Consider the following 13,435-nt stretch of genomic DNA (forward strand, 5'->3'; position numbering starts at 1 on the left):
GCCAGGCGTGTCGGAGCATCCGGCGCGCCTTGGTCTTCTTCTGCGGCGTCTTCTTCTGCTGCGTCCTCTTCTACGGCAGCGAATACCTGATCGTGCCCCGGTCGTCGGTGGCGCGCAGGCGTCCCTGCTCGGCGAGTCCCGCGAGCACGTCGTCCACTCGGCCCGAGTCGGTGCCCAGCCGCCTTTCGATCTCCCTCAGGCTCAGCTCGGTGCCTTTCCGGGCGAAGAGGTGCATGGTGATCTCCGCCAGCGTGTCGATGTGGTATCTGGCGTCCTGCCCGTCGTCGCCGGGCCTGGCCGTTCCGGCATTCTCGTGGTTGCCGGCGGCCGCCGTGGGGCCGGTATGGGCCAGGCTACGTTCGCCGCCCATCGAACGCCACGCCTTCTCGCCGGAGAGGACCAGCGAGGGCAGCGAGGCCACGCTCAGCACGCGGCTGCCGGCCAGTGCCCGCGCGGGCACGGTGGTGAACAGATGCTGGCCGCCGGACGGGAAGATGTAACGCTTGGCCTTGCCCCCGTCGTCATCCGGTGCCGCGTGGCCGTCGTGGCTTATGCCGTCGTATTCCGTCCCGTCGCCGGTGGCCAGCTCACCATCGTCGTCCATGCCGGCTTTGGGCCAGGCGTCGCCGAGCACCGGCTTGGGCAGGATCATCGCCACCGAGCCCGGCCCTACCCTCAGCTGCGGGCTGGCGAGGCTCTGTGAATAGGCGTCGAGGATGCGCTGCACGCCGGTGCCGTAGTTCTCGCACAGGTGCAGGGCCTCGAAGACGTCGGCCAGCCAGGGGTTGCGCGCCTCGCTGACCCCGTTCAAGAGATCATTGACCTCGAAGCCGTCGACCAGTCCGCCCGGCGAGACGATCTCGACGCTGGAATCGAACACGCTGATCAGGATGGGGCCGCGGCGCTCGTAGTCGCGGTGCAGCACGGCGTTGACCAGCGATTCGCGCAGCGCGGCGTGCGGCCAGGCGTCCTCGGGGTTGTGGCGGTTGAGGAAGAGCGGCGCGGCGTCGATCTGGTTGAGCACGGAGCCGGAGATGGTCAGCCGTTCGGCCAGGTCCGCCTTGGTGTCGCCGCTGAACACGGCGCATTTGATGGCGGAGGGGCATTGGTCGCTGAGCAGCAGCGCGGTGTTGGTGGCCCGGCCCTCGGCGTCGTGGAGATGCAGGCCGGCGAGCCGCTCGGGTGACCAGTCCAACCCCGCCGAGGCGAAGGCGGACCTGGCGTAGTCGAAGCCCAGGTTCCGGACGTCGCTCGTCCGATGGTCGAAGGGGAATGCGGACGGCAATGGTCCGGCGGCCTGTTGAGCGTCGTTGCCAGCTGTCTGGGGCATTCCTTCGTCCGTGTCCATGGTTCGAGCTTACCGTCACTTTACGACACGCAACCGTTGTGTTCCCTAGGCTTTTGCCCTGGTTTGGCGCCTTTTGCTATCGAAATTACGACGAAAATGCGATTTGCCGAATTCCTCGTCGCAGCGCTGAAGTCGAGTCCACAATCCCGGAAATTGTTCGAATACGGTGGTCAGGCCTCCTGCCGTTGCTTTCGATAGATGCTTTCCAGGCCGTCACGCAGCACCGCCGAATAGCTCACGTGGTGCTTGTCGGCATAGGTGCCGAGCCACGCCGGGATGGTCACGTTGCGGCGTACGGCCTTGCTGCCGTATCTCTCGGCGTAGGCGTCCATGTCCAGGGCGATGAGGCTCACGATACCATCCGGTTCGTCGGGATGGATGTCTTCCAAGCGGCTCGCTTTTGGGGCTGGCCTGCCGTTTTCGAGCTCGTCGAGGACCCAGCCGCTGGCGGCATCCTCCGCCATGAGCAAGGCCTCGGCGAGCGAGTCGCCTCCGGTGGCGCAGCCGGGGAGGTCGGGGACCTCGACCGCGTAGCCGCCCGAACGGTCCTCATAGGGCAGCAGGACGATGGGGTAGACGAGCTTCATTTCGTTCTCTTTTCCTTTATCCCGGCTTGTTTCCATATCGATCTGACGATGGTTGGGTTGATGTCCTCGGGGTGCCTGGGAACCGTCACTTTCCCGGATTTCAATGGGTGTGTGTATTGGCAGTGGCTGCCTTTTGCGCGTGCAGGCGCCAACCATCGGCGAGCAGCCGTTTCTCTATCTCGTGGAATCTCATGCTTGACGGTACGCATAATACGCATTATACGTCAACCAATCCTGGATAAATCTTTATTTCCCAGGGAATATTGTGGATATGAACGGAACCCATGGTTGCTTGCATGGACGAAAGTCTGGGGTGTCATGTCGAATGCCGCGATGATATGGGCAACCAATCGAGGTTTTTCGCGGGCGTCGGTGGGTCATTCCGGTGTGCTGATACAATGATTGATTGGTGTTTGGCCCCGTAGCTCAGCTGGATAGAGCAACTGACTTCTAATCTGTAGGTCGCGAGTTCGAATCTCGCCGGGGTCACTTGGTGGTGGGCCGGTCGCATCGGCCGTCGCAATCGCGGCAGGAACCGCAGGAAACTTAGGAACGCAAGGATCTGATATGGCTACGAAACTCAACAAACGGCAGATCAAGCAGCTCAAATCGCTCGCGAGCAAGCTCTCGCCGCTGCTGTGGATCGGCAAGAACGGCGTCACCGACGCCGCGGTGAAGCAGGCTTCGGAGACGCTCGAATCGCACGAGCTGCTCAAGGGCGTGGTGCAGGACAGCTGCCCGGTCGACGAGAAGGAGGTCGGGGAGACCCTGGCCGGCCAGGTCGGCGGCGCGCTGGTGCAGGTCATCGGCCATCGCTTCGTGCTCTACAAGCCTTCGAAGAAGCCGGGCGTCGAGAAGATCGAGCTCGTGCGCTGAACGCGCGAAACGCCTTGAACGAACATGCGACGCCATCGAGCAATCGGTGGCGTTTCGCAAGGATGCACGGTTCTCCCGGCATGTGACGAGACAGATGCGGCCGCTTCAAATCCGTTTGATTCAGAGGTTCCGTCAACAGGGGCGAAGAGTATAATTGGCCCCTGTCAAACAGATTGCGTATGGTCGTTGGCCGCCGGTTTCAAGCCGGACGAACGCCATCATGCCCGGCTGGGAGGTTCGTGCAAGTGGGGTCGATACCGGAACGGAAGAGTGCGGCGATGCCGCGCCCGGGCCGCCGCCGTCGCCAGCATACCTGGCAGCGCGACGCCGTGCTCAAGGCGCTTTCCAGCTGTGAGGATTTCGTCTCCGCGCAGGACCTGCACCGCCGGCTCAGTGATGAGGGGCAGGGCATCGGGCTCTCCACGGTCTACCGCCAGCTCAACGCGCTCGCCGACGACGGCCAGGCCGACACCATCCACCTGAACGACCAGCAGATGTTCCGCATATGCAAGGACGGCGAGCACCACCATCACCTCGTGTGCGCCAATTGCGGCAAGACCATCGAGATCGAGCCGCCGGAACAGTGGGTGCGATCCATCGCCGATAGGCACGGCTTCACCGTCATCTCCCACACCCTCGAGGTCTTCGGGCTGTGCCCCGACTGCCAGCGAGACGCCGAAAGCCGGTGAGGGCGGACTCCATCCGATCGGAATCTCTTGAATACAGAGGGGGTCGGGCTGAATCTCGTGTGACACGATGATTCGGCCCGACCCTTTGGTGATATCTGGTCGGAAGGCTGGCTCAGCGCTTCGACTTGGAATTGGCGGTCATGGTCTTCAGAATCTCGACGACCTGCGCCGGCTTGAGCTCCGGCACGTAGGCGTTGACCACCGCGATGCCGATCTGGGCGAGCTTCGCCGAATCCGGATAGCAGATGTAGATCGGCGCGGGCGTGGGCTGGAACTTCTTCTTGAAGAAGAACAGCGACTTGAAGGCGTAGGCCGGTTCGAGGATGTCGGCGACGATCTGCAGGGCGTGCTCGATGATCTCCGTTCCCGAGGGCGAGGAGGACTCCGTGGTCGAAGACGAGGCGGCGGTCTGCGGTTGCTGCGAGGCCTTGCCGGTTGCTCCGGTAGCACCGTTCGCATTGGCCGCATCTGTTGCGTTCGCTTGTCCGGCTGGTGTGCCCTGCGCGACCTGTGCGTGTTGCGTCGCTGTGGCCTTTGCCTCGTCCGCCGGCTTGGATTTCGCATCCTTCTGAGCCTCGGCGCCGGTCTTCGTCTTGTCGCGGCCAACACCCATGCCTGCCAGGGGCGCGGCGGAGAGGCTCATGAAGTCGACGGCGTCGGCCGGGTCCTCCTGGCCCTGGTCGCGCAGGCGCTCGGCCATGCGGGCGATGAGGAACTCCATGGTGCCGTTGGGGCTGTCGGTGCGATGGCGCATGAAATCGAGCGTCCAGCCCACCACGCGTCCGTCACGGTAGGTCGGCAGCCAGCTGGTGACGCCCAGCACCTTGCCCTCGGAGTCCTTGGCGTAGAGTAGCGCCACGCGCTCGTCGCGCAGCTCCTCGACGCCGCCGAGCGTGAACTTCATCTCGGGCAGGGCCTTGAGCTGCGCCCACTGCTCCGAGATCTCCACGATCTGCTGGTCGATCTCGAAGCCCGCCTGGTTGTAGGTGGTGAGCACATCGGTGATTCCGTCGCGCTTGGCCTTGTTGATGGCGGTGCGGATGTCCTGCCATTTCTTGCCGCGCGTGGCCCACTTGTTGGGGTCGATCACCATCTCGGTGCCCACCTGGATGGACGACCATCCCAGCGACTCGAGCTCCTCGCGCTGGTCGTCGTGCACCGCGTAGAAGGAGGGCGACCAGCCCTTGCTCTCGCAGAAGCGCATGAACTCGCGCATGGCCTGCACGTATTCGCCGGGGTCGCCGAACGGGCCGGTGACGGTCAGCGCGATGCCGTGCAGCACGCGGTAGGCGATGCCGGTGCGGCCGGTGGAGGAGAACCAGTAGTGGTTGCCCTCCCACGTGGTCATGAAGCTCATGGACTCGCCTCCGCGGCGGATCAGCTCGCCGGCCTGCACACGCCCGCGCTCGTCGGCGGTGACCTTGTCGCGGAACCAGAGCACGAAGACGATGAGCACGGTGAGCCAGAAGACGACGGTGAGCCCCTCGCTGACCCAGGTGGCGGTGATCGTCTGCGGGACGATGAGGGCGGTCTTCCTGCCACCGAAGCCGGTGGGCAGCAGGCGCCGCATCATGTCGAGCAGCAGCAGCTTGACGCCCGGACGCGGGCGGAAGGAGGCGGGGGAGGCCAGCGCGTAGCTCATGTAGCCGGCGCCGGTGAGCACGAGCATGCCGAGGATGGCGGTGATGCCGCCGGCCACCTGGCGCCTGCCGGTCGTGATGGAGAAGTGGGCGAGCTCACGCGACATGAAGATGATGAGCAGCAGCGGCGGCAGCACCGTGGTGATGAAGGCGGGCATCACGTTGTAGCGCTGGGCGAGCTCCTGGCTCATCGGCGTGATGGTGAGCGGGAAGACGATGTAATAGAGCGTGGCGAAGACGATGGCCGTGCCGTTGAGGACCATGCTCACCCAGGCGGCGAGCCGGCGGCCGTGCGAGAGGCCCCACGCCACGATGGCCAGCGCGGCCATGGGCAGCAGCATGTGCAGCCACAGGCCGGCCATGGCGATGTGGTGCTGGCGGGCCAGCAGGATGCAGCTCTTGGCCGCGGGATTGGCGTCGCAGAAGCCGAGCAGCGTCGAATCGCTCCAGACCGAGGAGGTGAACAGGCCGAGCGTGGTCAGCGGGCCGATGCGCGAGCTGGAGGTCAGCGCCAGCAGCGGGCCGATGGCCAGCACCAGCTGGGCCAAGGCGAAGAGGTGGCGGATCTCGTAGTCGGTGCCGCGCCTCCAGTGCAGGTGGTCCTTGATGGGGCCGTGCATGAGCAGGCCAGTGGCGTGGCCGACCAGCGCCGCGCCGAGGGTGCAGTAGTCACCCGGACTGCCGCTGAAGAGCAGCAGCGTGCCGATGAACGTGTAGCCGAGCAACAGGATGCGGCGCCTCCACAGCACGGATTCGTAGGCGCTCACGGCCATCAGCGAGCCGATGATCAGCGCCAGCGGCGAAAGCAGGACGGGCAGGCGTTCCAGGCGCTGCCAGTCGTGCATGCCCATGTCGACGGCCACACAGACCAGCAGGCCCAGCGTGCCGCCCACCACGAAGCTGAACAGCGAGGTGAAGATGGTCTTGAGCGCGCCCAGCCGGCTTTGCGCCACTGAGAGCAACACCAGGATCACTATGGTGTAGAGGATGACCAGCAGGGGGTTGCGCACCAGGACCGCCGAGCGTAGGATGTGGCCGATCCAGGGCAGCACGTCGGCCTCGTGGATGAAGTCATGTGGGCCGGGGGCGTGCGGATGCGGGTTGCGCAGCAGGATATCGGTGAGGCTCAGCGCCCGGTTGCCCGGCATGCGCAGGTGCCGCACCGCGTTGATGGACCAATAGGCGGCGTTGGCGAGGAAGAAGAGCAGGGCGACGGCGATGGAGAAGAGATGGCCGTGCATCCACTGGACGACGTCCGTGCCGAGCACCTGCCAGCTGGAGGGCTTGCGCGCCTTCTTCTGCTTGCCCTGCTTGCCGGATTTGCCTTGCTGGCCGGCGTTGGGCTGCTTGCCGTTGCCGTTGGCCGGTTTGACGTTGTTGTTGCCGTCGGTCTTCTTATCGTCGGTCTTCTTGCCGGCGGATTGCTGGCCTTGCTTGGGCTTCGGCTTGCGCTGCTGTTGCTGCGTGTGCTGGTGCTCGGGAATGTTCTGCCCTTGCTGCTTCGGTCGGGCCTGGGGCCGCTGAGATTGTTGTTGACTGGATTGCCGGGCCTGAGCCTGTTGTGGCTGCCCGGTCTCCGGCTCCTTCCGTTGCGGCGGGACCTTCGCCTGTCCCTCGGCCTTGCTGTTGCTGTGCATTGGATTCTCGTTGGTCGTCAATCTCTTGTTCCTCGCCAGTCGTGGGTCAGTCGTTCTCGTTGTTCGTGTTCGCGGCGATAACCTCTAACCTAGGATAATCGCCGATGGACTTGTGGGTCCTGCCCAGCCCCGTTTCGGTACCGAACATGTCGATTTGCGCCTCCATGCCGGCCTGGACGGTGTGCCAGTCGTGGCCGGTCGACCTGACCACCACGGTGGTGGTGGACATGCCGGCGTCCATGGCCGCCTTGGAGATGGCCGCCTGGTTCTTCTGCGACTTGCCGTCCCACTGGCCGGCGGCCGAGAACCAGGTCTGCGTGGAGGGCGCGTGGGCCTTGATGATGTTGATGGGCACGTGCTTGTCGAACTCCTTCTCCTTGCCGTCGAAGAAACGGTCCACGGTCTTCCTGTGGCCGCCGTCTGTCGGCTCGATCTCGCCGCCGGCCGAGAAGATGTGCCCGTAGATCGAGGGGTATGCGGCGCCGAGCTGCGTGGCGCAGGTGCCGCCCTGCGAGAACCCGCCGATGAGCCACTGGTCAGCCGATCTGGCGACCGGCAGCGTGCGCTTCACCCAAGAGGTGACGTCGCGGGTGAGGTAGGTCTCGGCGTTGCCATAGACCTTCGTGTCGCTGCACAGCGTGTTGTGCACCAGCGCGCCGTTCTGGTCCGGCGAGACGGCGATGGGCGCCAGGCCGTCGTGCTTGGCGGCGTAGGCGTTGAGCATCACGCCCAGCTGTCCGGCGCTGAAATAGCGGTCCGGGCTGCCGGGCTGGCCGGCCAGGACGACCATGACGGGCAGCGCCGGAGGAGTCTTGCTCAGCGCGGCCGGCGGCAGATAGACGTTGGCGGTGCGTGCGCCGAAGCCGGAGGTGGTCGCGTCGATTCTCACCGAATGCACCTCGCCCTTGCGGGGCATCGAGGGCAGGCGGCCGCGTTTGGCGAGCTTGCGCCACTGGTCCACGCTCATGGAGGCATGGCGCACGGTTGACTCGTCGAGCTTGGAGAACTGCGGGACGCCGAACAGCGAGCCGACGGTGGTGTATTCGCCGTAGATCCTGTCGACGCTGATGCCGCAATAGATCAGCGCGAAGACGATGGTGACCGCCGCCACCGCGCGCCTGGCGCCCTTGGACTGCACGATGGCCGCCACCAGGGCGGTGGCCACGCCGAGGCCGATGGCGATCGTGGTCATCACCACCCAGCCCAGGCTCACGCCGAAGACCTTGAAGACGTCGGAAAGCAGCCAGACCACCAGTCCGCCCACGGCGAAACCGATCAGGCCGATGCCGATCTGGACGAGCAGCGGCCTGATCCACCCCTTCTTTGACCTGAGGATGACGACTGCGGCGAGGCCGATCACGGTGAGCGCGAGCACGGTGTTGGGAAGCCATCCGGCGATGATTTGAGTCTTGAAGAACCAGTCCATTATGTCCCTTTGTGCCATCCAAGCGTGATTTCCTTCACTGATTCTATGCGTCATCTGCGAACTTGGGTAATCGACTGCGGCGGCGCCGCGATGTGGCCCGCGTGAGGAGGTTTGTCGCGGTGAGATATGAGAATGACTCAGAGAGTCGAGCTCGGGGCGGATGAATGGGCGCCCGAAGCGAGGTAATGGTTGACCGTGGCCGATATCGGCCTTGTTCTCATTGAAATGGTACGAGTTGTATGAAATTGACGCAGCGGCAAGATGATGGTGATACCCGCGAGACGCAGGACGGATTCCCGGAGGATCGTGCCGGGGACATGAAGGATGCGAACGCTATAAAGGAAGCCGACGCCGTGAAGGACGCAAACGTCGCAAAGGACGTGAAGGACATGAAGGGTACGGCGGCCGATTCCGCTTCGGCGGTGGCCGGGGAATCCGGCGACGGCCAGGCCGCGGAACGTGCCGAAGACGAACGAGGGAAGGAGCCCCGGCGCTTCCACATCCCCGCGTGGGGCTATGCGCTGCTCTTCGTGCTCTTCGACTTCGTCACCGTGCTGATGCTGCAATGGGGCGTGACCCAGGGCAGCACGCGCGTGCAGCTCTCCAGCCCGCTCGACGGCGTGTGGGACCTGGTTGCCAAGATGTGGACCAAGGGCAACTTCGTCATCGTGCTCAACATGCTGCTGCTGGGCCTCATTTACCTGGCGCTGATTATGCTCTTCAACCGCTTCTGGGTGGCCACCCCGCTGCTGCTGGCCGCGGCCGTGTTCGTCGCGGTCGTCGAGCACTTCAAGGTCAGCCTGCGCTACGAGACCGTCTCGCCCTCCGACTTCGACTTCCTCTCCAGCGGCAACGCCGGCTCCCTGATTGGCTTCATCCCCTCCGGCTCCGGGCCGCTGATCGCCGTCTCCGTGGTGGCCATCATCGCCATCGTCGCGCTCTTCTGGGCGGTGGCCCACTTCGATGCCCGGCACGGCAAGGTCTTCTCGATGTCCGGCCGCCAGGGCAAGTCGGTCGGCGCGGTCAGCCGCATCCTTCTGGTCGTCGCGCCCCTGCTGCTCTTCGCCGGCTACGGCGCCTCGGTCAGCGGGGTCAACACCTTCACCAATTCCTTCGCCAAGGCGCTGGGCGACATCCCCTCGATGTGGGATTCGGTCTACGACGCCCAGCGCAACGGTCCGCTCGTTTCCTTCATGGGCCAGGTCAACCCGCATGTGATGGACGAGCCCGCCGACTACAGCGAGGCGACTATGAGGCAGGTCGCCAAGCGCTATGCCGGCGAGGCCAGGCGGATCAACAGGACCCGCACCTCCAACCTCGACGACGGTACCGTCATCTTCGTGCTCTCCGAATCCTATTCCGACCCGACGCGCGTGCCCGGCGTGAAGGTCAACCACGACCCGATGCCCGGCATCCGCTCGGTCAAGGAGGGCACGACCAGCGGCCTGATGCTCTCTTCGGGCTACGGCGGCGGCACCGCGAACCTCGAATACATGAGCCTGACGGGCCTGTCGATGGCCAACTTCGACCCGTCGCTGACCAGCCCCTACCAGCAGCTGGTGCCGGGCGAGCGCTGGACGCCGACGGTCAACCAGATGTGGGGCGACAAGTCGAATTCGGTCGCGTTCCACCCCTACGAGCCGTCGATGTACTCGCGCGCTTCGAACTACAAGAAGTTCGGCATCTCGCACTTCTACACCCTCGAGCCGCCGGATGTCATCGCCCACCAGGGCAAGCTCGGCAAATCGCCCTACGTCTCTGACCAATCGACCTACCAGAGCGTGCTCGACGAGGTGTCGAAGACCAAGTCGAACCAGTTCGTGCAGGTGGCCACCATGCAGAACCACATGCCCTACCACGGCTGGTACCCCGGCAACACGTTCAAGGCCACCTCCTCCGACCCCTCCAAGCCGCTGAAAAGCGACGAGAACGAGTCGATCGACACCTACGCCAAGGGAGTCAACCTCACCGACAAGGCGACGACGAAATTCCTCTCCAAGCTCGACGCGTTGGGCAAGCCCGTCACCGTCGTCTTCTACGGCGCCCACCTGCCCGGCATCTACTCGACCGCCTCGGCCGACCAGGACAACTCGCTGGCGCTGCACGAGACCGACTACTTCATCTGGTCCAACAAGGCCAGCGGCCGGCAGGGCGCCAAGGCCCAGGGCGCGGCCTATTCCTCGCCCAACTTCTTCATGGCGCAGACGGCCGAGCACGACAACGCCAAGGTGAGCCCCTACCTCGCCTTCCTCACCGACCTGCACGGCAAGGTCTCCGCCATTGAGCCGCCCGTGGTCAACAAGATCCAGGGATGGGACCGCATCCCCGAGGGCCAGCCCATCTACCTGGACGCCAAGGGGCATCCGATGGCCGCCAAGGACTTCGACGCCAAGACCAAGCGGCTCATGCACGACTACCAGCTCATCCAGTACGACATCACCGCCGGCAAGGGCTACCTGCAAGACACGGACTTCATGCGCGCCAAGTGAGCGGTGGCCTCGCCGTCAGCATTCGCCGGGGCGTGGGATGGGCCGGAAGACCGGCCTGTTTCCGCTCCGGCGAAAGCCGGCCCGCGCGTCGGATGGTGACGTAAGATGGGAGCCATGCCCGATTTCCAGCGTGACGCCACACTTGGCGCGACACCTCACGGGGCCAAACAGCCGCTGACCATCGCGCTGGTGGTCGATTCGGTCGGCAACCGGGGCAACGGCACCTCGAACTCCGCGCTGCAATATGCGCGTGAGCTTAGGCGCCAGGGGCACCGGGTCCGGCTGGTGGGCGTGGGCGCGCCCGACTATCCGGTCGCGGTCCATCACCTGCCGTTCGTCTCCTGGCTCGCCGCCAAGCAGCAGATGCAGTTCGCCGCGCCCGACGACGCGGTCTTCCGCCGGGCCTTCCAGGGTGCCGACGTGGTCCATATCTACATGCCGTTCAAATTCGGCAGGCGGGCGCTCGCTCTCGCGCGCTCGATGGGCGTTCCGGTCACCGCCGGCTTCCACCTGCAGCCCGAGAACGTCACCTATTCGGCGGGGCCGCTGCGCTACGTGCCCGGCGTGCCGTCGCTGATTTACCGGCTTTTCGACTTCTGGCTCTACCGCCATATCGGCCACATCCATGCACCCAGCGAGATGATCGCCAGCCAGCTGCGCGCGCACGGCTACGGCGCCAAGCTGCACGTGATCTCCAACGGGTATTCGAGCCGGTTCCATCCCGGCGACGGCGCATCCGGCGAGGAGGCCAGCCGGAAGGCCGATAACGACGAACCGGTGGTTCGTGAGTCCCGTCCTCCCAAGTTCCCGTTCTTCAACAGACTTGGGCTTCGAGCCATGCTTTCGGCGACTCGGAACGCCGGTGGCTCGCGCCCCGTCTTCCGCATCATCGCCTCCGGTCGGCTCAGCCACGAGAAGGACCATGAGACCCTGATCCGTGCGGTCGCGCTGAGCAGGCACGCGGATCGGATCGACCTGACCATCTGCGGAACCGGTCCGCTGCGGCACCATCTGCGCCGGCTCGCCAGGAGGCTGCTGCCCGGGCCGGCGCATATCGGCTTCCATCGCAACGACGACATGCCCGATCTGCTGCGCTCGGCCGACCTGCTGGTGCATCCCTCGATCGTCGACATCGAATCGCTGAGCGTGCTTGAGGGCATCGCCTCCGGGCTGGTGCCGGTCATCGCTGACTCGCCGCTTTCCGCAGCTGGTCAGTTCTCGCTGACCGACGCCTCGCTGTTCCCCGCGCGCAACGCCAGGGCGCTCGCCCGGCGCATCGACTGGTGGATCGAACACCCGGCGCAGCGCTCGGAGTGGGGCAGGCGATACGCCCGTGAGGCCCGCGAACGCTACGGTTTGCCGGACTGCGTGCGCCAGTTCGTGGCAATGGAGCGCGAGGCGATTGCTGATGCGCAGAAGACGCGGCAGCCTGCAGTGCCGGGACGACGGTTATTGTCGTTGCTGCAATCGTAATGCTGCCGCAGAATGTGATTATCTCTGCATTCGCAGCTGGATTACAGAGATAATCACGAAAATGGCCCAGAAAGTGTGATTATCTCTGCACATGAGGTCGGGCTACAGAGATAATCACGAAAGTAGAGGCATAAGTGTGATTATCTCTGCAACTCGGGCAAAGACACAATGGAAATCACGAACCATAGGAACGGCGGCGCTACAGCAGTGCGATGAGCTGGTCGGCGTGCTCCTGCGTGGTCGCCCAGCTGGTGCACAGACGCATCACCGAATGCATGTCGTCGTACTTCTCCAGGAAGTCCATGTTGACGCCCTGCCTGAGCCGCTCGATGGCCGGCTGGTCCATCACCACGAAGACCTGGTTGGTCGTGTTCTCGTAGGCGAGCCGGTAGCCCTTGGCCTTGAGCGCGGCGCGAATCTGGTCGGCCTTCTCGTTGGCGTTGCGCGCGATCTTGGTGTAGAGCCCGTCGGTGAAGAGCGTGTCGAACTGCAGGCCGAGCAGCCAGCCCTTGGCCAGCAGCGCCCCGTGCTGCTTGATCTGGGTGAGAAAATGGCTGGGCGTGTTGTGCTTGGTGAAGACGACCGCCTCGCCGAACAGGGCGCCGACCTTGGTGCCGCCGATGTAGAAGACGTCGGTGATGCGCGCGATGTCCTCGAGCGTCAGGTCGGTGCCGGAGGCGGTGAGCCCGTATCCCAGGCGCGCGCCGTCAAGGAAGAGCGGCATGTCGTAGCGGTGCGCGACCTCGGCGATGGCCGTAAGCTCCGCCTTGGTGTACATCGTGCCGTACTCGCTGGGGTGCGAGACGTAGACGCAGCCAGGGAAGACCATGTGCGTGTAGTTGCCGTCGGCGTAGAAGTCCTCGCAGTACCGCTCGAGGTCCGCCGCATCGATCTTGCCCTCATGGCTGGGCAGCGTGAGCACCTTGTGGCCGGTGGACTCGATGGCCCCGGCCTCGTGGACGTTGACGTGCCCGTTGCTCGCGGCGACGACTCCGGCGTAGGCGGGGGTGATGGTGTCAATGACGGTCTGGTTGGTCTGCGTGCCGCCCACCAGCAGCCACACGTCGGCGTCCGGGCAGCCGCAGGCCTCGCGGATCTTCTGCTTGGCGGAATCGCAGTATTTGTCCGAGCCGTAGCCGGGCAGCTGCTCCATATTGGTCTCCTCCATCCGCTTCAGAATCGCGGGATGGGCGCCTTCGCAGTAATCGTTGACGAAATTCAGCATGATGCTCCACTCTCATGGTCGATGAACTATGCCTCAACCCTAGCC

General features: G+C 64.7%; 9 protein-coding genes, 1 tRNA gene and 1 pseudogene. 5 read left to right on the top strand and 6 right to left on the bottom strand.

All coding sequences use genetic code 11. The features are described 5' to 3' along the window. Positions 1-70: 70 nt before the first annotated feature. The 3 genes and pseudogenes from PT282_RS02910 to PT282_RS02920 all read right to left on the bottom strand — a co-directional run bounded on the left by PT282_RS02910 (position 71) and on the right by PT282_RS02920 (position 2,128). Positions 71-1,330, bottom strand: coding sequence for an ATP-binding protein (locus PT282_RS02910; protein ID WP_277168081.1), 1,260 nt, complete (start codon positions 1,328-1,330; stop codon positions 71-73). 188 nt (positions 1,331-1,518) lie between these two features. Then, the gene (locus PT282_RS02915; protein WP_277168082.1) at positions 1,519-1,935 is read right to left on the bottom strand and encodes a type II toxin-antitoxin system HicB family antitoxin; all 417 of its coding nucleotides are present in this window, start codon (positions 1,933-1,935) and stop codon (positions 1,519-1,521) included. After that, positions 1,932-2,128, bottom strand: a pseudogene (locus PT282_RS02920) (type II toxin-antitoxin system HicA family toxin). Before PT282_RS02920 ends, PT282_RS02915 begins: the two are co-directional and overlap by 4 nt. 222 nt (positions 2,129-2,350) lie before the next feature. On the opposite strand from PT282_RS02920, the gene PT282_RS02925 reads away from it, so the two are divergent. From PT282_RS02925 to PT282_RS02935, 3 genes are all read left to right on the top strand, one after another. Next, positions 2,351-2,424: transfer RNA gene (locus PT282_RS02925), tRNA-Arg, on the top strand. 78 nt (positions 2,425-2,502) lie between these two features. Beyond that, the gene (locus tag PT282_RS02930) at positions 2,503-2,811 is read left to right on the top strand and encodes a YhbY family RNA-binding protein (RefSeq protein WP_277168083.1); all 309 of its coding nucleotides are present in this window, start codon (positions 2,503-2,505) and stop codon (positions 2,809-2,811) included. 278 nt (positions 2,812-3,089) lie between these two features. Further along, positions 3,090-3,500, top strand: coding sequence for a Fur family transcriptional regulator (locus PT282_RS02935; RefSeq protein ID WP_277168084.1), 411 nt, complete (start codon positions 3,090-3,092; stop codon positions 3,498-3,500). Between the two features lie 112 nt (positions 3,501-3,612). On the opposite strand, the gene PT282_RS02940 is transcribed toward PT282_RS02935, so the two are convergent. After that, entirely contained in the window at positions 3,613-6,777 is a 3,165-nt protein-coding gene (locus PT282_RS02940; RefSeq protein WP_277168085.1) for a bifunctional lysylphosphatidylglycerol flippase/synthetase MprF, read from the bottom strand. 46 nt (positions 6,778-6,823) lie between these two features. Then, complete coding sequence (locus tag PT282_RS02945; RefSeq protein WP_277168086.1) at positions 6,824-8,221, bottom strand: alpha/beta hydrolase-fold protein; 1,398 nt, start codon at positions 8,219-8,221, stop codon at positions 6,824-6,826. Positions 8,222-8,442: 221 nt separating this feature from the next. Here PT282_RS02945 and PT282_RS02950 point away from each other — a divergent pair, with 221 nt between their 5' ends. Together PT282_RS02950 and PT282_RS02955 are read left to right on the top strand one after the other, a co-directional pair. Beyond that, on the top strand, positions 8,443-10,692 hold the full coding sequence (locus PT282_RS02950) for an LTA synthase family protein (protein ID WP_374114133.1): 2,250 nt from the start codon (positions 8,443-8,445) through the stop codon (positions 10,690-10,692). 114 nt (positions 10,693-10,806) lie between these two features. Continuing rightward, the gene (locus PT282_RS02955; RefSeq protein WP_277168087.1) at positions 10,807-12,165 is read left to right on the top strand and encodes a glycosyltransferase; all 1,359 of its coding nucleotides are present in this window, start codon (positions 10,807-10,809) and stop codon (positions 12,163-12,165) included. Positions 12,166-12,364: 199 nt separating this feature from the next. Here the strand turns inward: PT282_RS02955 and PT282_RS02960 are convergent, their stop codons facing one another. Beyond that, positions 12,365-13,390: a low specificity L-threonine aldolase gene (locus tag PT282_RS02960; protein ID WP_277168088.1), complete on the bottom strand. Its 1,026-nt coding sequence runs from the start codon at positions 13,388-13,390 to the stop codon at positions 12,365-12,367. Between the last annotated feature and the right edge of the window lie 45 nt (positions 13,391-13,435).

Source organism: Bifidobacterium sp. ESL0763, from assembly GCF_029433395.1.
GTDB lineage: Bacteria > Actinomycetota > Actinomycetes > Actinomycetales > Bifidobacteriaceae > Bifidobacterium.